This is a genomic window from Marinomonas sp., from assembly GCF_039940335.1.
Classification (GTDB): domain Bacteria; phylum Pseudomonadota; class Gammaproteobacteria; order Pseudomonadales; family Marinomonadaceae; genus Marinomonas.
In genome coordinates, this window is the sequence record NZ_JBDVGW010000013.1 from 742,703 (window position 1) to 764,261 (window position 21,559).

A 21,559-nucleotide genomic window follows, 5' to 3' on the forward strand; every position below is an offset into this window, starting at 1 on the left:
GAACCCTCTCTCTCATGGCTTTACTTCTCATTCTAACGATCAGATCAACAGATATAAATATCCCAGCTATTACATAAAAGTAAGATTTTGTACTCCCTACTGACAGGATAGACAAAAAACTAAGCAATATATCCGACTAACGCCATCAAGATAAAACTAATTATTACAAATTAGCACTAAAAACTAGAAAAAACGATATAAATATCAATCAAGTATCTTTAAAACTCAAAAAATAAGTAAAAAGTTGTAAAAATTAGTTTGATTTATTCAATTCCTAAGCGTATTGTTTTTCCCGTAACCTCAAATCTACAAAGGTCAAACCATGAATAAATATAAAAAAATCGAGGCTGCAGTGAAGCAACAACTTCAACAGGTTTCAACTGCAACTCTACACACGGCTTTGTTTAAGAAAGGACTGCGAAACACATACATTCAAGGTGTTTCGCGTGTTAATCATTCCCAGATCAAAATGGTCGGCCAGGCATTCACGCTGCGCTACATCCCTGCTCGGGAAGATCTCGATACAGTAGCGGCATTTAAAGACCCAGAACACCCCCAGCGCTTGGCTGTAGAAACCGTTCCTGAAGGCATGATTATGATATCTGATTGTCGTCAAGATGCCTCTGCTGCAAGCGCAGGGAGCATACTTCTTACCCGCTTAGAGTATCGCAAATGCGCAGGCTTTGTATCCGATGCAGGCATTCGTGATTTTGACGTGGCAGCCTCAATGGAAATGCCAATTTTCTGTGCTAAACCAAGCGCGCCTACCAACCTAACGAAACACCATGGTGTTGATTTAGAAGTACCGATTGGTTGTGGTGGTGTTGCTGTATATCCAGGTGATGTCTTAGTCGGTGACGGCGACGGGGTAATTGTTATTCCGTTAGAAATCGTTGACGAAATCGCTACCGAAGCAGTACGCATGGAAAAATTTGAAGACTATGTGATCAATAAGGTACGTGCAGGCAGTGGCGTTATTGGCTTGTATCCACCTAATGAGCAGTCACAACAAGCTTACGATGAGTTTTGTAAAGGCTAAAAAGGAGGTGTAACACCTTATAACTTAAAGGTTTTTATTAGAAAAGAAATACTAAAACATAACTATCACTAATAATAAAAAGAGAAACCGCTATGTTAACTAAAAAAATAAAACACACTATACTTGGTGCTGTCAGTGCTTGCATTCTTAGTACTTCATTGATCGCAGCTGATTTTCCTACCAAAGATATTCGTTTAATCGTGCCATGGCCTGCCGGCGGTGGTGCTGATGCAATATCTCGTAAAATAAGTAATATTGCTGAGCAACAACTGCCTAAATCCATTTATGTTGAAAACATTGGTGGAGCGGTTACGGCAACAGGTCTAATGCAAATGACCCGCGCTCGTCCAGATGGGCACACAGTAGGCGTACTAACCTACGACAGCGTCATTACCCTTCCTCGTGGCAAAATGGTTCCCGGCTATTCCTTAGAAAAGATGACGCCTATTGCTCGAATCACTCGTGAAGCCGATGCAATCGTAGTGTCTAAACACGCTGGTTATAATTCTTTCGAAGAGCTGATTAACGCAGCGAAAGCGAAGCCTAATACAGTACGTGTGGGTGTAGCTCCTAAAGGCTCTGGCCCTTACTTAGCTGTACGTCGTTTGGAAAAACAGACAGGCGTTTCCTTTAACGTTATCACCTACCCAGGCTCATCCAGCGCCGAGGCAGAAGCGCTATTATCTGGCGAACTGGATGCTGCAATTTCTAGTTTAGGTGACTTTAACGGCATCATCACTTCTGGTGATGCTAAGGGTGTTGTTGAACTGTCTTCACAGCAGAACCCATCATTTCCTGATGTACCACCGATTAGTACTTATGGCTATGACCTAGAAACAGGTAGTTTTATCCTGCTTGCAGCCCCTAAAAATACCCCTAAAGATTCCATTGCCACGCTGGAGTCCGCTTTTAAAACGGCCTTTGACAGCAAGGAATTTCAATCTTGGGTAACCACTATTGGTGTCACACCTAGTTGGTTAGGTTCCAATGAAGTTCAAAACTGGATTGATGATTTACAGTCCAGCACTTTTAAAGTGATGGACGATCTGAACCTGTAAGGAAGCTACGAACAAGTCCACTGACTTCAGCGTGTGGATAAACCTTTATTATTCGAGGCAAGCTTTGAAGTCCAATATTGAACATATTGGCAAGAAGATTAACAAAGAATAAAAAGTGTTTAGCCCACGCCCTTCGGGTCTTTCAGAGAAACAGCCTCTCTGTGTTAAGAGTGATTGAAAGGTATTAACATTCCTGCTCACTCTTGCCTTGATAGACCGTTTCTCTGATAAGACTGAAGTTCAGAAGACTTAACCGCACCTTCCTTAAGCCAATAACTATATTTCGCCCCGGCTTGCCGGGGCGTTTATAAGGTAAATGATGATGCTTTTTAATAAGAATTTAGTGTTTTATTATTTTGTTCTACTTTTCTCTATGGGTTACTTAGTAACAGCCATCAGTTTGGGCAACCCTATTGTAGAAAGCCGCTTAGAGCCCTCTTTTTTCCCTATCGTGATAGGAAGCTTTGCCGTGTTTTTTAGCTTAATTCTATTGTCTCGACAGTTTGCTAAAAATAAAGCGGAACCCAAAACCAGCCAGACTGATATGCCAGCGTCAGAAAAAGCTAAGTTTGCACCGACTTTAATCATGCTCGCAATCTTCGTTTACATACTAGCCTTTTCTTACGTTGGTTATTTCATATCATCTTATCTGTTTGTTTTATCAGTGATTTTAATCTTTTCAAGTGTTGAAAAGTTTCTCCAGAAAGCCGCCCTTTCTTTCATTATAGCCTTGGTTGGGTACCTTCTTTTTGAACAGGTATTCGGCGTTAGGCTGCCGGCATTATGGGAGTAATACAGTATGGAATTTATTAGTCTAGTTACCCAAAGCTTTAGCATGCTACTTGAACCCGTAGTTCTTGCTTATGTTATTGCTGGCTTTTTAATTGGCACTATTTTCGCGGCGATCCCTGGTTTAACCGCCACGCTAGCCTTAGCGCTCTTACTACCATTAACCTACAGTCTTGATGTCACCACAGCATTGATGGCCTGTGCCAGCATTTATATGGCCGGTATGTGCGGCGGGAGTATCACCGCCACAACGATTAATATTCCAGGTGCACCATCATCAATGATGACGGCATTAGATGGCTATCCACTACAGCAACAAGGTAAAGGGGCATTAGCACTAGGCCATGCCGCAGTTGGCTCTATGGTTGGTGGTGCCGTCGGAGCACTTCTACTCATTGCCGTTGCACCCTTTGTCGCTGAAGCGTCGTTATTGGTAAAAACGACCGGTAAATTCTCTTTACTGGCATTTGCGGTCATCGTCATTATTATTGCCCAACGCGGTAATATGATTAAAGCAGCTATGGCAGCCTGCATCGGCATTATGCTATCTACGGTAGGCCTTGATGCCATGGAACCCGTCACCCGTTTCACTTTTGAATTAAGCGAATTGACTGCCGGTATTGACCTAATGCCAGTCATCATAGGCACCTTTGCTATCAGTGAAATTCTCATCCAAGCCAATGGTTCTGGCTATGCGAAACAAGCAGTAGAAGCCTTCAGTAAAGTAAAAATAAAACGTAGAGACTTTTTGCCTCCTCTAGCGGAGATCCGAAAAATAGGCGTTATTTGCTACCTAAAATCCAGTTTCATTGGTTATTTTGTCGGTACTCTTCCTGGCGCTGGCGGTTCGATGGGGAGCTTTCTTGCCTATGCTGAAACAGTACGCACCTCTAAAGAGCCTGAAACCTTCGGTAAAGGTAACCCTAAAGGCATCGCTGCTTCTGAAAGCGCCAACAACGCCGTTTGTGGCGGAGCATTAGTGCCCATGCTTACCTTTGGTATCCCTGGTGATCCAATCACTGCCATTATGCTAGGAGTACTGGTGATAAATGGTATTCAGCCAGGACCTCAGCTAATGTCTGGTCAAGCAGATCTCATTGCTCCTATGTTAGCGGCCCTACTCTTTAGTGCTGTTATCTTAATCCCATTAACATTGTTTTTATTGGGCCCTTACTTCATCAAAATTGTCGCCATTCGTAAGGACATTTTATACGGTGTTATCGCTTTATTAGCCGTTGTGGGCAGCTATGTTGCTACCTACTCTTTCTTCCAAATGATGATGGCGTTAGCAATGGGTATCTTGGCTTATTACTTAAGAAAGAATGGTTTTCCATTAATCACGCTGCTGTTGGGCTTTATTCTTGGTCCAAATCTTGAGGAGTTTTTGCGCAGAGCGCTTGCACTATCAAACGGTAATCCTCTTACTTTCATTACCAACTTAGACAGCCTATTTTTCATCATCCTGACATTGGTTTTCGTGTACTTTTTGGCCATCAAAAAACCGCTTAAAACCCCTGTATAAACATTTTAATCACTAGCATGGTAGGTCGAATATAGACCTACCATGCTAACTAACATCTAAAATTTAGGAGCATACAATGCAATTAACAGGTCAACAATTGATCGGACAAAGCGGTTACTCGGCATCCGGCACTCCGATTTGGGCAATCAATCCTGCCACGGGTGAGCAATTACAACCTGGGTATTTAAGCGGCGGCAAAAAAGAGGTTGATCATGCCTGCGAACTTGCCAATTCGGCAAAAATAGATTTTCGTAACACAAGTACTGAAGAACGAGCCGTTTTCTTAGAAAGCATTGCCCAAGAAATTATGAACCTTGGCGATACGCTGGTAACACGGTGCATGCAAGAGACAGGATTACCTCAAGGTCGTATAGAAGGAGAAAGAGGTAGAACTTGTGGGCAATTAAAGCTGTTTGCTCAATTACTACGATCTGGCGAAGGGTTTGATGCCCGCATAGATCCTAGTCTACCAGAAAGACAACCCTTACCAAGAGCAGACCTACGCTATCACAAAATTGCCCTTGGGCCAGTTGCTGTGTTTGGCGCAAGTAATTTTCCACTAGCATTTAGTGTTGCTGGCGGAGATACTGCAGCGGCTTTTGCAGCAGGCTGCCCTGTCATTGTAAAAGCCCATTCAGCACACCCTGGCACGGCAGAGTTAGTAGGTAAAGCTATCCAAAATGCCGTCTCCAGCTGCCAATTACCGGAAGGTGTATTTTCGCTACTGTATGGATCGGGTAATAATCTTGGTCAGGCACTTGTCACTGATCCTCGAATTAAAGCGGTTGGGTTCACGGGGTCTCGCTCTGGCGGCACAGCCCTTATGCGTCTAGCCCAAGCTCGACCAGAGCCTATTCCTGTTTATGCAGAGATGAGCAGTATCAACCCAGTAGTACTATTGCCTCAAGCGCTTAAAAATAAGGCAAGTAAACTAGGAGAAGAGTTTATTGCCTCTTTAACAATGGGAGCAGGTCAGTTTTGCACAAATCCAGGCCTCATTTTAGCCATCAAGAGTAAAGCCTTGGACAACTTCATTGAGGCGGCTCACCAGACTATCGAACAAGCTCCAGCACAAACCATGCTGACCCCAGGTATTTATCAAGCCTATACGAATGGCTTAACCTCGCTAAATAACAATGGCAGCATAAGCAGCAGCTCTAAAGGCCTTTCATCAGACCAACCGAACACCTGCCAAGCGGCTTTTTTTGTGACACAGGCATCGAAATTTTTAAATGACGAAAGACTTGCAAACGAAGTCTTTGGTGCCAGCTCTGTTTTGGTAGAGTGTGATGATTTTGAGCAATTAAAAAACCTTACTCAGCAACTTGAGGGTCAATTAACCGCCTGCCTTCACATGGAGAAAGCGGATCTCACTATGGCTCAAAACTTATTACCAACACTTGAGGAGAAAGCTGGCCGGGTGATGGTGAATAGCTGGCCGACAGGCGTTGAAGTTTGTCATGCCATGGTTCATGGTGGTCCATACCCAGCAACCTCAGACGCACGTAGCACGTCTGTTGGTAGCGCCGCTATAGATCGCTTCCTTCGTCCCGTTTGTTACCAGAACATGCCTCAAGAACTGTTACCAACAGATCTCCGAGATGGGAATCCACTTGGTATTTCAATACTGGTTGATGGTCAAAGAAGCCTATAAAAAATAAGCCCGTAGTACTCTACGGGCTTACCTCTATCTTTTATTCACTATTATTACTAAAAAGTCTTCATGGCATTATGAAGTTAGCGCTTCGCCAAGACAAAATAGCTCATGGTGTCACGCATGGCGTCTCCTTGACCGCTTAACTCTTCTGCTGCCGCTGCACCTTCCACGGAGCCTGCCGCGTTTTGCTCAACCACATCCCCCACAGACGTAATAGAACGAGTTACTTCGTCTACTGCTAACGCTTGTTCACCACTAGCCGTACTTATCGCAGAGACGCGAGTTGTTACTTCTTTGATGGACTCAAACACGTCATTTAGGGCTTTGTCGGTTTCTTCTGCGATGGTCACACCATGCTGAGTCTTGGCTTCCGACAGCTGAATTAATTTCGAGGTTTCTAATGCCGCATCGGTGCTTCTAGACGCCAGTCCACGAACTTCGTCTGCCACCACGGCAAAACCTCGGCCTTGTTCCCCAGCACGAGCCGCCTCAATAGCCGCATTAAGAGCAAGAAGGTTTGTTTGTTCAGCAATCTCATCAATGGTTTTAATAAAGCTCGCAATAGTTTCCCCTGCGTCTTTAATATCGGCCATGGCCACCACCATGTCTTTCATGTGAGTTTGACCTTGAGTTACCGCTTGTTGAGCTGAGGCTGCTAAGGCATTCGCCTCCCTCGCACTCTGGGCATTTTCATTGGTTTGTACAGAAAGTTGTTCTAAGGCGGCTGAGATGGTCTGCAAATGATCTTTCTGCTCTGTTGCCCCCTCGGCCAAAGCATGGCTAAAGCCAGACACTTGAGAACTGCCCACAGCAATTTGATCCACGGCGCCTTGTATTTCAGTCAGGATATCATTGAGATTTTTCACCATGTCTTGCAATGCAAGGCCAAGGCTATCCTGCTCTGATGCCAGCACCACATTGGCTGACAAATCCCCATCGGCAATTTTACGTGCAAGAGCCGCTTTGTTTTGCAGACTTTCCACCATGTTACGTACCGCTCGGTATAAGCTATCTTCTGCCTCGTTACGATCACTAAGATCCAAGGCCAGATCCCCTTTCGCCACCTGCCTTACAATGTCAGTCACCATCTGAGGGTCACCACCAAGGCTGCGTGTTGTACTGCGAGTAATCAGTAATGCTATACCCAACGCTAATAGCACAGCCAACGCTACTAAGCCGCCAATCACTATCACTGCAGTGTCTTCACTTTGCTGTAGCTGGCTACCAATATCATCCTGGGTTTGCTTTAGAGAAGTTTTTAGCTCTTCGGTAAGTTTCGCTACATGTGGGCCAATACGGTTTAAGGTATCCTCAATTAAAGCATTACGCTCAGCAACTTCGGCGACAACGTCATTAAATGCAGTTTCATAAAGGATAATTTGTTTTGATACTTCAGATAATAGCGCCAAACGCTTGGGGTTTTGCAATTCAATTTCTAATACTTGGAGTAAAACGTTTAAGTCCTTGAACTCTTTATAAACGACTTCCGCCTCTGCTTGAGTGTTGGTTTCAAGGAACTTAACAGCATATAAACGCGTCAATAACAGGCTGCGAGTTGCCAAAGAAGCATTGTAGGCGGCGACCATATCCCCATCATCTTTAGCTGAAATCAGAATATTCGTTAAGGCCTTCTCCATGAGCGGGCCATTCACATTCAAGACTGTTTCGACCAGCGCATTCTCTTGAGTTTTCAATTCAACGACTTTTTCAAAAGTCGCCCCATACTCTTCCAACAAGATCTCCATTTCTGACACGATCTGTTTTCTATCTGGGTCTGAAATCGCTGCGGAAGCCCCTACTAACGTTTGAATAGTTTTCTCCAAGTAGGCATCAAACTCTCGGTTATCTCTATCGCTTGAAGTAATCAGGTAGTCTTTAACATTCATCCTCACCATCAGCATATTTGATTGAACGTTGCTAATGGCATTATTAGCCGCGGTGAGACTACGGTATTGAGATAGCCCTTCGGAAGAGTGAGATATGGTTATAAAAGCAGTGATACCAACGAGAAGAAGTAAAACTAGAACGATTGAGAAGCTAAGATAAAGTTTTTTGGAGAAGCTAAGCATATCCTTTGCCTTATACAAAGATCGCTAATTCGCGATAGAGGTTATTTGTCAATTTTTAGTAAGCTTAATACATAATAATCATAAAAAGTGCAAAAAACACCATATCTGACCATTTAGATGACTACTTTTTATCCACCTTCTCTAGTATCACTATTCAGCTAACGCTATCAAATCCCTTAAAAACATAAAAAAAGCTACTAAATCATCGACTTAGTAGCTTCTTAAACGCTTACTTCTCAACTATTAAGGCATGAGCCTTTAGTCTTGATTAATAAAGTAATTTACCACGTAGGCAGGTAATTCTGCTGCTGGAACAACGATTTGCTCCATGGTATCACGGTCACGAACCGTCACTGGCGCACCTTCTTTCTCGATCGAGTCAAAATCAACCGTCACGCAAATCGGCGTACCTACTTCATCATGACGGCGGTAGCCTTTACCGACATTACCTGTGTTTTCATAAAGAATACGACCTAGACCTAGCTTCTGAAGCTTGTTTTTCAACTCTTTTGCTAGGGCAACGATCTCAGGCTTATTCTTCTTAAGCGGCATAATCGCCACTTTAATCGGAGCAAGGTGAGGCTTAAATTTCAGTACCGTACGAGTAGAACCGTTGGCAAGTTCTTCTTCTGTATAAGCTTCGGTCATCACCGCTAACAAACCACGGTCAAGACCCGCAGAAGGCTCGATACAGAAAGGCACTTCCCATTTATTGGCTTCTAGATCACGAACCGCTAATTTGGAAGTTGAGTGCTCGTTTTTCTTAACTTTTGCAGATAAACCGAACTCTTCCTGAGCTTTAGTGTGAGAACCCAAATCGTAGTCTGTACGGTTAGCAACCCCTTCTAACTCTTCAAAACCATGTGGAAACTTGTACAAGATATCCACAGTTGATTTTGAATAGTGGGCAAGATCATCCCCCGTTACGTATTCAAACTCGATATTTTCTTCTGTTAGACCTTGATCCAACCACCATTGCTTACGAGCATTGACCCAGAATTCATGCCATTTCTCATCTTCACCTGGCTTACAGAAAAATTCCAATTCCATTTGTTCGAATTCACGAACGCGGAAGATAAAGTTACGTGGCGTTATTTCGTTACGGAAAGATTTACCGATCTGCGCAATACCAAACGGCAAAGAGCGAGAAGTGGAATCGACAACGTTTTTAAAGTTAGTGAAGATACCTTGAGCCGTTTCTGGGCGAAGGTAAGTATAAGACTCTTCATTTACCATTGGGCCAACGTTGGTTTTAAACATTAGGTTAAAATCACGAGGTTCTGTCACTTTATCTGAGCCACAGTTGTCACAGATTTTAATGTCCTTCATGTGGTCGGCACGCATGCGTGATTTACACTCGTGACAATCCACCATAGGGTCAGTGAAGGTATCTTCGTGGCCTGAGTATTTATAAACGTTTTTGTTTTGGATGATCGCCGCATCCAAACCTTCTACATCGTCACGTTCATAAACCATTGAACGCCACCAAGCAGCCTTAAGGTTGTTTTTTAACTCAATACCGAGCGGACCGTAATCGTAAGCACCTTGCATACCACCGTAGATTTCACTGCCCTGGAAAATAAATCCGCGACGTTTACACAGGGAGACGAGTTCATCCATTGTTTTAGCTGGCATTTCTAAACACACCTTTAAGCAGAATTTCGTTAAGAAGCGCAGACCCAAAACATATTGGCCTGCATCATGTAATTTATATAGCCGATTATTGTACTCTTTGAGCGTATTCCCCTCAATGGAGATTGCGAGAAGAAATGCCCTATCTCATCGGCAGATAAAGATTTCCGTCAAATTCCTACGTTTTTCCATTCTAAAAGATCCATTTTGGCTCTGCCTGCGTACCTATTGTACTAGCCCCCAGTGGATTATTAAGGAACGACACCATGCTCACCATTTTTTATGACGGACAGTGCCCATTATGCAGTACCGAAATGAGTCAGCTAAAACGTTACGATTACCAACATCAACTGTGTTTAGAGGACTTGCATCAACAAGACTTTGCAGAGCGCTATCCTCATATAGACCCCGTTGCAGCAAATAAAATATTACACGGACAACTCTCCAATGGACAACTTGTTACCGGCCTAGATGTCACCTGTTTAGCATGGAAAACCGTCGGTAAACATGCTTGGTTACAAGCCCTGCGCTGGCCTTTAGTGCGCCCCTTCAGTGATGCAGCCTATCGTTTTTTTGCCCGTCACCGCCAAACCATTAGCCAACATTTCAAACCTGCTAAGGTGTGCAAGGTGTGTCACAGCAAACACTGTGACTGGGAATAATCCTCATGAAGAGTTTCTTTAATCTAATCGCTTGTTTGGTATCCCTATGTCAGCTTATTCGTTAGTTATTGGTGCCAGCAGCGCAATCGCTCAAGCCATTATTCAGCAAGAACACAAACTTCACCCAGAACAGCAACTCATTTGCATCAGCCGAAATGAGGTTCACTCTTCCCAACAGATTGGGATAACAAACTTCGTCTGTGACTATCAAGAAGACAGTATTACTGCGTTATTCGAGCAGCTAAAACCCTATGCGAGTCAATTCGACCGGGTATATATCTGCAATGGTGTGCTGCACGATGATAAAATGAAACCAGAGAAAAAACTCGAAGAGGTCAATGCTGACCAATTGATGCAGAGCTTTCAAACCAACACTATCATTCCAATGTTATGGTTAAGCCATTTGATCAAGTTGTTAGGTGGCACAAAGCCTACTCAAGTAGTCGTATTCAGCGCCAGAGTGGGCAGTATTAGTGATAACAGAATGGGAGGTTGGTACAGCTATCGTGCCTCGAAAGCGGCTTTAAACATGTTGATAAAGAATTGCGCCATTGAATATGCCAGAAGAGCTAAAAGTGTCAAACTCATTGCTTTCCACCCCGGTACGACAGAAAGCCCGCTCTCTAAGCCATTTCAAGCATCTGTACCAACAAACAAACTATTTACGACTGAGTTTGTCGCCCAACGCTTGCTGATGATTCTACAACAAGTGCCTATGGATAATCAGGTCAGTTATTTAGATTGGGACTCTCAACCCATTGACTGGTAATGACAAAAAAGGCGCTTTTCAGCGCCTTTCGAACGTTAACTTAGACCTTAAGGTCTCAGTGCCGTTTTAGGGGACTCTTGCTTTAGTTTTTGATACTCAGCGATCGTTAATTGCTCTAGAGCAACAGCGACCCAGCCCGCCACCAGCATATCAAACCATGGTTCAACACCACTACATGCGACCACAATGTTGCCATACACAAAAGAGCCGTAAAACAACACATCACCTTCACGTAGAGAGGATGGATGCATTGTCTGGTGATTAATGTTTGCCATTGAATCACGCCAAGCTTGTGCGGCTTTATTTCGAGCTAGATCATCAAAGGCTACATGCCAGCCTTCTGGATTACCAAAAGTACATTCATGAAGAATGGCATCTTCAAAAGAAGATTCCCAAGGCTTCACCTGTGGATTCATGATCACTATGTGCAATTCTGGGCGACAAGTCTTAGTAAAAAGCTGATCAATTGACGGCTTAACCAGATTCACAGCGTCAATAGCTAGCGCTTTGTTGTCCATGTATTTTCCTCTTTTTTTATGGTGGTTTTTATCAGGCTAATAAAGGGTCATCTTTGGGTAGCAGTTTCTGAATCCAAATCGCCAACTTATGTTTCATAGCGGGCAAGTCTTCTTTATCCGCTGGTAACGCGACAATCAACTTATCCAGTACCAAGAGTCGGTAAATGGCTTCCGTCTTCTCATTGGCAGACATAGTGGTGGAAAAGCCAGCGTAGCCACGTTTTAGAGCGTAATTTTCTCCAACTTGTATGGCTTTTTTGCTTAGCGCTGCTTCGTTTTTAATTTTTTTCATGTTTCTACCTATAACAGTCTTTAGCGTTAAGCTAATGATTTCAGACAACATCTTCCCATGACTCTAGCATTTCCACAGCTTTCATTGCTATTAAACATACAAATACTTTCAATCTTTTAGAAGGCGTATAAATTTGGTCCCGACCCAAAGGCCAAGTATGATAGATGGGTTACTAAGGAGAACCCATGTCCAGCGCATTTCAGCATCGTCACTGTTTTTTACTACAAGGTGATCACCAACAAATCTTGTTGGATTTTCAAAAACTTAGCCAACACCTTAAACAGCCTTTGATTTGCGCCCATGATGACAGTGATTGGCGAGCCTTAAGTCATGAGGAGCAAGCTGATCCCGCCTATCAATTTAACACCTGCTGCTTCAAGCAAGCCAAACAACAGCTTGGCCTAAGTCATGAAGCAATTTTAATAGACTTAACCGCAGGTCTCTCCATAGAAGCCATCGCTATTTTAGCCGGCACTGTGCGTGCCGGTGGTCTATTTGCTTTGGTGCTTCCCGAGCAAGATTGGTTAGCCACACCCGACCAAGAACTCGCAAGGTACTTACCTTGGCCACTGGAACCCGACCAAGTACATTCTTACTTTAAGGCTTATTTCTGGCAACAGCTCGAAGCCACCGACAGTCCGTTTATCCGCTTTAACGACCAGCAGCACTCAGCCATAGCGCCCTTACCTGCACTTTTAGAAGATGTTGAACTCACCCAAGCACAGCAACAGGCTCAACAGATTTTTCTTGCGAACCCACAGGGCAATAATATTTTGCTTGCCCCAAGAGGCCGCGGAAAATCCACTTTACTGGGAGACTGCTTAGCTCAGTTAGTCAATAAAGGTTATAAGGTGGCGTTAACCGCTGTGCATCAACAAGCCATTTCGACCCTTAAACAGCACTATGAGCACCTAAAACCTAACAAGGATTTACCCTTTTATGCGGCTGATGCTTTATTAAGTCAGTCAGAACAATGGGATTATCTGCTCATTGATGAAGCCGCCATGATTCCTGTGCCTATGTTGAAAGCTTTAGCGAATCAGGCTCAGTGCACTCTTTTTAGTACCACGGATTATGGCTATGAAGGCGCAGGCAAAGGCTTTGGCTTGCGTTTTTGTGAGTATTTAGAGGCTCAAGAAAAACCCTTAAAGCGTCTGACTTTAACCACTCCAATTCGATGGGGGGAAAATGACCCACTGGAAAATTGGCTAAATCAGCGCCTGTTACTAAGCCCTGATCCACATGTTGAAAACACCCTAAGCCCTGAGCACCCCCTTTGTACCGATACTCCTTTACAGACAAGCTTTACCCAGCTTAGAAATCAACAATGGTTGGCTCAAGGTAGTGACTTAAAAGACAGCTTTCAGCTATTGCTCAACGCTCATTACCAAACCTCTCCCGAAAACTTACGCTGGATGCTGGATGATCCCTCTGTACAGGGTTTCACTTTGGCGAAGACTTCTCCCCAACAGAACACCAGCAAACTTGTTAGCGTTGCGATTCTCACAGAGGAAGGGCCGTTACCAGAACAGCTCAGCCAAGCGGTATTAGAAGGCAGTAGACGCCCGCGAGGCCATTTGCTTCCTCAGTCGTTATTGGCACATGAGGGGCATAAAACTGCTGCGAATTATCGTTATTGGCGGATTAGTCGTATTGCCACCAATCCGGCCGACCAGCAACAGGGCTATGCTAGCCAGTTGTTAGAACATATGGAGACGGTAGCCAAACAAGAAGGCATAGATTTCTTAGCCACCAGCTTTGCCGCGACTTTAGATACCGTGAAGTTTTGGCTAAAAAATGGCTTTCAAGCGGTTCGATTGGGCACCACCAAAGATCAGGCCAGCGGCTGTTACTCACTAATGATGGTGAAGCCTCTGAATGCCCGCGCCCAATCACAAGCACAGGTTTGGCAGCAAAACTACCTTGCGAACTTAATGATTAACCTCCCCAAAGACTATGAAGGTTTAGAGCCAAGCTTAGCTGCTAGGTTAGGGCTAGAAACACTCACACCACCCCAAAGGGCGAAACTTAGTGGATTTACTAACAAAGATAAGCAAGATTTAGAGCTGTTTGCTTATCATTATCGCCCTTACCTCACGATTCGGGCACAACTGGCCCGCTGCGTTCAGCATGCTATCAACCAACAAGCACTAAAGCCTTCTGATCAAGACTGCTTATTGTTGGCAACTGCCCTAAAAAGCCCAGCGAGCAAAGCAGACTTTAGTGATTTTGGCCTACATTCAAGAAAACAATTTGAGCAAAGACTGAAAAAAATCGTTCAGCATTTACTCGCTTATTAAGAGTTTTTTTTCCATTAACACTCACTTCAAAAATGGGCGGACATCCACCCATTTAAACTAAATTGGTGTGTGTAATCCCCCCCTTATTCTCACAAAAATGACATTTCAAGAAAATAAAAACACTCAAAAATAGAAGCTAAATTCAATAAAATCATATAGTTATATTATTCTATTCTTTTCTGGCACAAAATGTGTAAAGAAAGTGTCCTGCTACCCTAAATAGCTTAGCCGTCATGAGACATTGCTCGGCTGAAAATTAGGCAAACAATAATAATTACTCAGTATTGGAGTTTTATAACAATGAAAAAAATCAGCTTAGCCCTAACATCTCTTGCCCTAGCACTTTCTGCGGGCACCGCCGCTGCCAACTGTGACTCTGGTGAGCGCGTAGTCAAATTCAGCCACGTAACAGGTGGTACAACTCACCCTAAAGTAGTTGCTGCCAATAACTTTGCAGACCGCGTAAACAAAGAAATGAATGGCAAACTTTGTGTTGAAGTTTTCCCTAACTCCACATTGTTTGGTGACTCCAAAGAGCTTGAAGCCTTGCTGCTAGGTGATGTTCAACTGCTTGCGCCTTCTTTATCTAAGTTTGGCTCTTACACTGACAAATACGGCGTGTTTGACCTACCTTTCATCTTTAAAGACATGGACCATGCCATTCGCTTTACCAACACCAAAGAAGGTAAAGCGCTATTAACAGAAATGGACGAATACGCAGGTTTCGTTGGTCTAGGTTACTGGATGTCTGGTATGAAGTACTTCTCTGCCAATAAACCTCTTATCGTTCCTAGTGATGCAGAAGGTCTAAAATTCCGCGTACAAACTTCTGATGTAGCTAAGCAAATGATCTCTGCAATGGATGCATCACCACAAGCCATGGCGTTCTCTGAAGTGTATGGCGCATTGCAAACAGGCGTTGTAGATGGTCAAGAAAACACTTGGTCTAACATCTATACGAAAAAATTCTACGAAGTACAAGACAGCGTAACGGAAACCAACCATCAACTGTTGGCTTACTTGTTCATGACATCTTCGGAATTTTTGAACAGCCTATCTGCTGAAGACCGCGCTCAATTTGTACAAATTGCAGACGATGTGACGCAACAAGCTAACGAATCTGTAAAAGCCAAAGAAGCGGCAAACCGCGCTAACATTTTAAAAGCCGGTGGCAAGATCAATACTTTGACGCCTGAACAGCGCCAACAGTGGGTTGATACGATGGCGCCTGTCTGGACTCAGTTCGAAAGCTACATAGGTAAAGACTTAATTAAAGCTGCTGCTGGCGCTTAATTAACTCACTACCCAGCAACTGGTTGGCCTTTTAGGTCAACCTCTGCGGCCTTTCCTCTCGCACTTACCAAGTAAGCACTTAAAAACGTTAGGTAACGCCGCAGGGCTGCTCTTTATATTGTTAGGTCCATTTGTTTAGGAGACCCCCATGGCATATTGGCCACACTTGTATTTACTATTTTTTATTCTGGTGCTTTGGCTACTAGAAAAACGCTTCCCTAAAGTCATGGAAAGGGCAGAAGAAAGCCTCTTAATCATTGTGATTTCCTCCATTATGGCGGTGTCATTTGGACAAGTTATTGCCCGCTATGGTTTCAACACCGGCTGGGACGCTGCTTTAGAATTCAACACTGTGGCATTCTCTTGGTTGATCCTTCTCGGCATGAGCTACGGCATCAAAACCGGCTTACACCTAGGGGTCGATATTGTTCTGAATGCTGTGCCTGCGCGAATCACCAAAGCTCTCTCATTGTTTGGCGCCGCGGCAGCCATGCTGTATGGCCTAATTTTGCTCGACTCTACCTGGTTAGCCATGTTGGGCGTAGATGTGCGCGGTGGTGCTATTGAGTATTGGTCGAAAATGTTCAAAATCGGCATTGGTTCCGAAGAGCTTCGCTACCCTGAATTTGTGCAAGAACTGTTTGGTTTACGTCCACGCGTTCACCGCTGGTTAGTCTTGGTGATTCTACCCATCAGTCTAGCTATGCTGTCTTATCGCTCTCTACAAGCCTTTATCGACATTGCTCGCAACAAGCGCGACATGTTGATCAGTGGCCACGAAGCGCAAGACTTGGTTGAAGAAAACAAAAACGCCTTAAAAGACTAACAGCGGAGCTTTATTGTGGAATCTCTTATTTTATTTTCTCTAGTACTCGTGCTGCTGTTTATCGGCTTGCCAGTGGGTATCTGTTTGGGCTTATCGTCCATTCTATTCATTACTTTTTTCTCCCACGACTCTTTGTCGTCGGTGGCGATTTCGCTATTTGGCGCAGGGCAACATTACACCCTGCTAGCAATCCCCTTCTTCATCCTCGCCTCGGCCTATATGTCCACCGGCGGTGTGGCAAAACGTTTAATTAACTTTGCCATTGCTAGTGTTGGACACTTCCGTGGTGGTTTAGCCATGGCGTCGGTTTTGGCATGTATGATGTTTGCCGCCTTATCGGGCTCTTCCCCTGCAACCGTAGTCGCCATTGGTACTATCGCCATTGCTGGTATGCGCCAAGTAGGTTACTCGAAAGAGTTCGCTGCGGGCATCATTGCCAACGCCGGTACATTGGGCATCCTGATTCCGCCTTCTATCGTAATGGTAGTATATGCCGCGTCTGTGGATGTATCAGTAGGACGCATGTTCTTAGCGGGTGTGATCCCAGGCTTAATGGCCGGTGGTATGTTAATGCTTGCCATCTACGTGGTGGCTCGCATTAAGAACTTACCTTCCGAAGAGTGGAAAGGCTTTGGCCACCTAGTTCGTGGTGGTAAAGATGCCGGCTGGGGCTTGTTCCTTGTGGTCATCATCATGGGCGGTATTTACGGTGGTGTGTTCACACCAACGGAAGCCGCGGTTGTCGCGGCTGTGTATTCTATTTTCATTGCCCTGTTTATCTACCGTGACATGGGCCCGTTACAAGGTAAAACGTGGACCAATGAGACCGATGCAGACCATGCTCGCATAGGCTTCAACGGTACTGTCTATGGTGTTTCCTTCTTCCTAGTGTGGGAGATCATGTCCTTCTTCGTGTTTGCTGACAGTGACACTGTCACCGGTGGTGATCGTGCGATTTGGGGCTTGATCATGTCCGTATTGATTGCCCTCTTTTATGTGCATAAACGCGCTTCACACCTAGAACAATCCATGGTCAGCTGTCTTGTTGCAGGCATGCCTATTTGGGGCCGTAACTTGTCACTGATGACGCGAAGCTTCTTCCCTGCGTTGTTTGGTGAAGAGTCTCGCAAGGTAATGTTAGACGGTACCAAAACTACCATTATGTTGATGTTCATCATCGCTAACGCTTTGCTTTTCGCTCACACCTTGTCGGCTGAACGTATTCCACAAATGATTACCGAGTGGATGTTAGGCGTTGGCTTTAACTGGTTCACCTTCTTGATCGCGGTAAACATCTTGCTGTTAATTGGTGGTCAATTTATGGAGCCTTCTGGCTTGCTGGTTATCGTTGCGCCAGTGGTGTTCCCAATCGCGATGGAATTGGGCGTTGACCCGATCCACCTAGGTATCATCATGGTAGTAAACATGGAAATCGGTATGATTACGCCACCAATCGGCCTCAACTTGTTCGTGACCTCTGGTATAACCGGAATGAGTTTGGCTAAAGTGGTGAAAGCCGCCATGCCATTCGTATTGGTATTGATGGTGTTTCTAGTGTTAGTCACCTACATTCCAGCCCTATCGACAGCCTTGCCGTACAGCATTATGGGTCCGGAAATCGTGCAATAAACCAATCGCCATAACTGGTTTAATGAGCACAAAAAAAGCGCTAATCATTGATTAGCGCTTTTTTATTGCCAAGATAACAACCGCTTAGCGAGCGAGCCAACCACCGTCTACCGCGATGGTGTATCCGTGCACGTAGCGTGCCGCTTCCGAGGCCAAAAACACCACAGGACCTGCCATATCGCCAGGTGTGCCCCAACGTCCAGCAGGAATCCGCCCTAGGATTTCTTCAGAGCGTTTTTCATCGCTTTGTAAAGCTTTGGTGTTGTCTGTGGCCATATAACCGGGGGCTATGGCATTCACATTAATACCATGTTGCGCCCACTCATTAGCCAGTAAACGCGTCACTCCCATCACTCCACTCTTAGATGCTGTATAAGAAGGCACGCGAATACCTCCTTGGTATGACAGCATCGACGCTATATTAATGATGTTGGCAGCTGTACCTTGCTTGAGCACTTGCTTGGCAAAGCCTTGCGCCAAAAAGAATAAGGATTTGATGTTCACGTCCATGACATCGTCCCAATCTTGCTCAGTAAAATCGATGGCATCGTTGCGGCGAATAATGCCCGCATTGTTCACCAAGATATCCACCTTACCAAACGCGGCCACCGCAGATTCTATAATCACAGGCACATTAGAAATCTTGCCCATATCTGCGATCACACTCTGGAATTGGCGGCCAGCTTGCTCTACCAACTGCTGAGTTTCGACCGGCTCACGACGGTTGACACCAACAATATCGGCACCTGCATTTGCTAAAGCAAGCGCCATACCTTGACCCAAGCCTGTGTTGCAGCCGGTCACTATGGCAACCTTGCCAGTTAAATCAAACATTTGCTGCATCACTGCCCTCTCACATTAATTGATTTGGCGACTATTTTGCTAGAGACATTACGCCGTCCAACAATTGCGGACAAGACCACGGGTTATCGTCTTTCACACTGTTAGGTAACAACTCAGCAGGAAAGTCTTGATAACACACAGGGCGTACAAAACGCTCAATTGCAGCACTGCCCACGGAGGTAGAACGGCTGTCCGATGTCGCTGGAAATGGTCCGCCATGTACCATGGCCTGACAAACTTCCACCCCTGTCGGATAACCATTACATAACAATCGCCCAGCTTTGCGCTCCAATACTGGTAGTAAACTCTTAACTGAGGCGATATCCCCATCATCCATCTGGATAGTAATGGTTAGTTGCCCTTCAATATGCTCGGCAATTGCGCGGTATTCCTCAAGCGTTGCACAGCGAATTACTAAAGAAGTTGAACCAAATATTTCATTCTCTAAACGGCTGTCCGCAAGAAAAGTTTTGGCATCGGTGACGAATACATGAGCCTGACACTGATTCTCTTGAGCAGTTTTCTGCCCCTTGGCTAACAGGCTGACCTTAGAATTCGTGGCGAGCGCTTCCACCCCATGACAATAAGCTTGATAAATGCCAGCGGTCAGCATAGTTTGGCTACCCAAGGCCTGAGTATCTTCGGCTATTTGTGCCAAAAACGACTCAACCCCTTCCGACTCTAAAACCACCACTAAACCTGGGTTGGTACAAAATTGCCCAGCCCCCATAGCGAGGGAGGCAACAAAACCCGATGCGACTTGATTCGCTTGTGCTGCTAGCTTATTTGGCATGACAAACACCGGGTTAATACTGCTCATTTCCGCATAAACGGGAATTGGCTCTGGGCGATTTGCTGCAATATTCATTAAGGCAGTACCGCCACTGCGTGACCCAGTAAAACCTACAGCTTTAATCGCAGGATGAGACACTAATGCCGCTCCAACACTAATACCGGCATCAAACAATAGTGAGAAAACACCTTCCGGCATGGCACATTTCTTCACGGCTTGCTGAATAGCACGACCGACTAACTCTGAAGTGCCAGGGTGTGCTGAATGTGCTTTTACCACAACAGGGCAACCCGCAGCTAACGCCGAGGCCGTATCTCCACCCGCGACCGAAAATGCCAAAGGAAAATTACTCGCGCCAAACACGGCAACAGGGCCAAGAGGGATTTTTTGCATGCGTAAATCAGCCCGAGGCAAGGGCGCTCGGTCTGCCATGGCGGGATCAATGCGTGCGTCCAAATACTGTCCAGACTTTAACACCGAAGCAAACAATTTTAGTTGACCAATAGTACGTCCACGCTCACCTTCAATACGTCCTTGAGGCAAACCTGTCTCTAACATCGCACGCTGTACTAGGCTGTCCCCAAGGGCAAGAATTTCATCACCAATACATTCTAAAAACTTAGCTCTTTGCTCATTTGAGCAAGCACGGTAATCATCAAATGCTTGCCATGCTAGATCAACCGCTTGATCCACTTGGGTACTGTCTGCGCCCAGATATTCAGGCTCTAATGGCGCCGCCGTCAGTGGGTTAATCGCTCTGACACCTTGCTGATTACCAGACAAAGAAGATTGACCGATCAGCATTTGTCCTAGAATTTCCATTCTGTTCTCCATTCGCTAAATTCATTCATTCGACATTAAATTCAAGTATTGGATTTAATCAAGTCTTGTAATCGCGCTGTTTGCGCAGCGGTTGGCATAGTCAGCGGCGCGCGTACATCACCAGCAGAACGCCCAATAAGTTCGGCCCCAGCTTTGATAAGACTGACCGCGTAACCTTTTTTCTCGTCTCGTAGACGGCAAAAAGGGATAAAGAAATTCTGAATAATACTCGTGACGGTTTCTTTATCGCCCGCTCGTAAGGCTTTATAAAAGCGGTTCGCCATTTCCGGCATAAAGTTAAACACAGCAGAGGAGTAAGTATTTACACCAATGGATAAATAAGCCTCGGCAAAGATCTCTGCTGTCGGTACACCACCAATATACACCAGACGATCACCTACAGTTTTTACGGTGTCATTAAGAGCGGCAATATTGCCCACACCATCTTTCAAAGCAATCATATTAGGGTTACGTGCCGCCAAAGCCTTCACGTTTTCTGCCCCCAAAATACCATTGCCACGGTTATAATAGATAAACTGTATCGGGCTCGATTGCATGATTTGGGAGGCGTACTCGACGATACCATCTTCTGGACACTCAGTAAGAAATGGCGGCATCAATAACACACCGTCACAGCCAGCTTCCTCTGCGGCTTTCACAAACACTTTGGCTTCGCTAACACTGCGCCCTGCGCTGGCAATCACGGGCACTCGCCCTGCGACTGTTTCTACGGCGATGTTAACGATTTGCTTATATTCTTCTAAACCCAGAGAGAAAAACTCGCCCGTACCACCTGCAACGAAAACAGCTGATACATCGTGCTCAATAAACCATTCAATTCTTTGACGATAGGTTTCAGGATTAAACATCCCTTTGTCGTCAAAATCTGAAATAGGGAATGAAAGTAAGCCATCACTTAGGGACGCGCGGATTTTCGATATTGAAAGAGTCATATAATTGTCCTTATTTTTATTAATACAACGATGATCGAAGTCTTTAACGAATGGCTGCATGACTTCGAACTGAGAGTAAGAAACGTCTGATTC

The 21,559-nt window shown here is 44.9% G+C and carries 18 protein-coding genes; 11 read left to right on the forward strand and 7 right to left on the reverse strand.

Going from position 1 to position 21,559, the window contains the following annotated elements:
• Window positions 1–322 precede the first annotated feature (322 nt).
• From ABJF92_RS13240 to ABJF92_RS13260, 5 genes are all read left to right on the forward strand, one after another.
• Window positions 323–1,039, forward strand: coding sequence for a ribonuclease activity regulator RraA (locus ABJF92_RS13240; RefSeq protein ID WP_446816256.1), 717 nt, complete (start codon window positions 323–325; stop codon window positions 1,037–1,039).
• Between the two features lie 92 nt (window positions 1,040–1,131).
• Window positions 1,132–2,097, forward strand: a complete 966-nt coding sequence (locus tag ABJF92_RS13245; protein WP_446816257.1) for a Bug family tripartite tricarboxylate transporter substrate binding protein — start codon at window positions 1,132–1,134, stop codon at window positions 2,095–2,097.
• 319 nt (window positions 2,098–2,416) lie between these two features.
• Window positions 2,417–2,890, forward strand: coding sequence for a tripartite tricarboxylate transporter TctB family protein (locus ABJF92_RS13250; protein ID WP_446816258.1), 474 nt, complete (start codon window positions 2,417–2,419; stop codon window positions 2,888–2,890).
• A 6-nt stretch (window positions 2,891–2,896) separates the two neighbouring features.
• Entirely contained in the window at window positions 2,897–4,408 is a 1,512-nt protein-coding gene (locus ABJF92_RS13255; RefSeq protein ID WP_446816259.1) for a tripartite tricarboxylate transporter permease, read from the forward strand.
• Window positions 4,409–4,484: 76 nt separating this feature from the next.
• Window positions 4,485–6,062: an aldehyde dehydrogenase (NADP(+)) gene (locus ABJF92_RS13260; protein WP_446816260.1), complete on the forward strand. Its 1,578-nt coding sequence runs from the start codon at window positions 4,485–4,487 to the stop codon at window positions 6,060–6,062.
• Between the two features lie 83 nt (window positions 6,063–6,145).
• Here the strand turns inward: ABJF92_RS13260 and ABJF92_RS13265 are convergent, their stop codons facing one another.
• Together ABJF92_RS13265 and ABJF92_RS13270 are read right to left on the reverse strand one after the other, a co-directional pair.
• Window positions 6,146–8,134: a methyl-accepting chemotaxis protein gene (locus tag ABJF92_RS13265; RefSeq protein ID WP_446816261.1), complete on the reverse strand. Its 1,989-nt coding sequence runs from the start codon at window positions 8,132–8,134 to the stop codon at window positions 6,146–6,148.
• A 258-nt stretch (window positions 8,135–8,392) separates the two neighbouring features.
• Window positions 8,393–9,769, reverse strand: a complete 1,377-nt coding sequence (locus ABJF92_RS13270) for a glycine--tRNA ligase (protein WP_446816262.1) — start codon at window positions 9,767–9,769, stop codon at window positions 8,393–8,395.
• A 263-nt stretch (window positions 9,770–10,032) separates the two neighbouring features.
• On the opposite strand from ABJF92_RS13270, the gene ABJF92_RS13275 reads away from it, so the two are divergent.
• Complete coding sequence (locus ABJF92_RS13275; protein ID WP_446816263.1) at window positions 10,033–10,428, forward strand: thiol-disulfide oxidoreductase DCC family protein; 396 nt, start codon at window positions 10,033–10,035, stop codon at window positions 10,426–10,428.
• 46 nt (window positions 10,429–10,474) lie between these two features.
• A complete protein-coding gene (locus ABJF92_RS13280) occupies window positions 10,475–11,197 on the forward strand; it encodes an SDR family NAD(P)-dependent oxidoreductase (protein WP_446816264.1) in 723 nt (240 codons plus the stop codon).
• A 47-nt stretch (window positions 11,198–11,244) separates the two neighbouring features.
• On the opposite strand, the gene ABJF92_RS13285 is transcribed toward ABJF92_RS13280, so the two are convergent.
• Window positions 11,245–11,715: a hypothetical protein gene (locus ABJF92_RS13285; protein WP_446816265.1), complete on the reverse strand. Its 471-nt coding sequence runs from the start codon at window positions 11,713–11,715 to the stop codon at window positions 11,245–11,247.
• A gap of 31 nt (window positions 11,716–11,746) precedes the next feature.
• A complete protein-coding gene (locus tag ABJF92_RS13290; RefSeq protein WP_446816266.1) occupies window positions 11,747–12,007 on the reverse strand; it encodes a DUF5062 family protein in 261 nt (86 codons plus the stop codon).
• A 185-nt stretch (window positions 12,008–12,192) separates the two neighbouring features.
• Here ABJF92_RS13290 and ABJF92_RS13295 point away from each other — a divergent pair, with 185 nt between their 5' ends.
• The 4 genes from ABJF92_RS13295 to ABJF92_RS13310 all read left to right on the forward strand — a co-directional run bounded on the left by ABJF92_RS13295 (window position 12,193) and on the right by ABJF92_RS13310 (window position 18,055).
• The gene (locus tag ABJF92_RS13295) at window positions 12,193–14,307 is read left to right on the forward strand and encodes a GNAT family N-acetyltransferase (RefSeq protein ID WP_446816267.1); all 2,115 of its coding nucleotides are present in this window, start codon (window positions 12,193–12,195) and stop codon (window positions 14,305–14,307) included.
• Between the two features lie 300 nt (window positions 14,308–14,607).
• Entirely contained in the window at window positions 14,608–15,600 is a 993-nt protein-coding gene (locus tag ABJF92_RS13300; RefSeq protein ID WP_446816268.1) for a TRAP transporter substrate-binding protein, read from the forward strand.
• Between the two features lie 148 nt (window positions 15,601–15,748).
• Window positions 15,749–16,426, forward strand: a complete 678-nt coding sequence (locus ABJF92_RS13305; protein WP_446816269.1) for a TRAP transporter small permease — start codon at window positions 15,749–15,751, stop codon at window positions 16,424–16,426.
• Window positions 16,427–16,441: 15 nt separating this feature from the next.
• Complete coding sequence (locus ABJF92_RS13310; protein ID WP_446816270.1) at window positions 16,442–18,055, forward strand: TRAP transporter large permease; 1,614 nt, start codon at window positions 16,442–16,444, stop codon at window positions 18,053–18,055.
• Window positions 18,056–18,139: 84 nt separating this feature from the next.
• Here ABJF92_RS13310 and kduD read toward each other — a convergent pair whose 3' ends face one another.
• The 3 genes from kduD to kdgD are packed head-to-tail and all read right to left on the reverse strand — an operon-like array spanning window position 18,140 to window position 21,466.
• Entirely contained in the window at window positions 18,140–18,898 is a 759-nt protein-coding gene (gene kduD / locus ABJF92_RS13315) for a 2-dehydro-3-deoxy-D-gluconate 5-dehydrogenase KduD (RefSeq protein WP_446816271.1), read from the reverse strand.
• 31 nt (window positions 18,899–18,929) lie between these two features.
• Window positions 18,930–20,513: an aldehyde dehydrogenase (NADP(+)) gene (locus tag ABJF92_RS13320; RefSeq protein WP_446816272.1), complete on the reverse strand. Its 1,584-nt coding sequence runs from the start codon at window positions 20,511–20,513 to the stop codon at window positions 18,930–18,932.
• Between the two features lie 41 nt (window positions 20,514–20,554).
• Entirely contained in the window at window positions 20,555–21,466 is a 912-nt protein-coding gene (kdgD, locus tag ABJF92_RS13325; RefSeq protein WP_446816273.1) for a 5-dehydro-4-deoxyglucarate dehydratase, read from the reverse strand.
• Window positions 21,467–21,559 lie beyond the last annotated feature (93 nt).

Bases quoted from the DNA above. Each gene is read 5' to 3' on its own strand.
- kdgD (WP_446816273.1), bottom strand. From the start codon at position 21,466: ATGACTCTTTCAATATCGAAAATCCGCGCGTCCCTAAGTGATGGCTTA.
- ABJF92_RS13285 (WP_446816265.1), bottom strand. From the start codon at position 11,715: ATGGACAACAAAGCGCTAGCTATTGACGCTGTGAATCTGGTTAAGCCG.
- ABJF92_RS13255 (WP_446816259.1), top strand. From the start codon at position 2,897: ATGGAATTTATTAGTCTAGTTACCCAAAGCTTTAGCATGCTACTTGAA.
- ABJF92_RS13275 (WP_446816263.1), top strand. From the start codon at position 10,033: ATGCTCACCATTTTTTATGACGGACAGTGCCCATTATGCAGTACCGAA.
- kduD (WP_446816271.1), bottom strand. From the start codon at position 18,898: ATGCAGCAAATGTTTGATTTAACTGGCAAGGTTGCCATAGTGACCGGC.
- ABJF92_RS13240 (WP_446816256.1), top strand. From the start codon at position 323: ATGAATAAATATAAAAAAATCGAGGCTGCAGTGAAGCAACAACTTCAA.
- ABJF92_RS13260 (WP_446816260.1), top strand. From the start codon at position 4,485: ATGCAATTAACAGGTCAACAATTGATCGGACAAAGCGGTTACTCGGCA.
- ABJF92_RS13300 (WP_446816268.1), top strand. From the start codon at position 14,608: ATGAAAAAAATCAGCTTAGCCCTAACATCTCTTGCCCTAGCACTTTCT.
- ABJF92_RS13290 (WP_446816266.1), bottom strand. From the start codon at position 12,007: ATGAAAAAAATTAAAAACGAAGCAGCGCTAAGCAAAAAAGCCATACAA.
- ABJF92_RS13270 (WP_446816262.1), bottom strand. From the start codon at position 9,769: ATGCCAGCTAAAACAATGGATGAACTCGTCTCCCTGTGTAAACGTCGC.
- ABJF92_RS13295 (WP_446816267.1), top strand. From the start codon at position 12,193: ATGTCCAGCGCATTTCAGCATCGTCACTGTTTTTTACTACAAGGTGAT.
- ABJF92_RS13245 (WP_446816257.1), top strand. From the start codon at position 1,132: ATGTTAACTAAAAAAATAAAACACACTATACTTGGTGCTGTCAGTGCT.
- ABJF92_RS13320 (WP_446816272.1), bottom strand. From the start codon at position 20,513: ATGGAAATTCTAGGACAAATGCTGATCGGTCAATCTTCTTTGTCTGGT.
- ABJF92_RS13265 (WP_446816261.1), bottom strand. From the start codon at position 8,134: ATGCTTAGCTTCTCCAAAAAACTTTATCTTAGCTTCTCAATCGTTCTA.
- ABJF92_RS13280 (WP_446816264.1), top strand. From the start codon at position 10,475: ATGTCAGCTTATTCGTTAGTTATTGGTGCCAGCAGCGCAATCGCTCAA.
- ABJF92_RS13250 (WP_446816258.1), top strand. From the start codon at position 2,417: ATGATGCTTTTTAATAAGAATTTAGTGTTTTATTATTTTGTTCTACTT.
- ABJF92_RS13305 (WP_446816269.1), top strand. From the start codon at position 15,749: ATGGCATATTGGCCACACTTGTATTTACTATTTTTTATTCTGGTGCTT.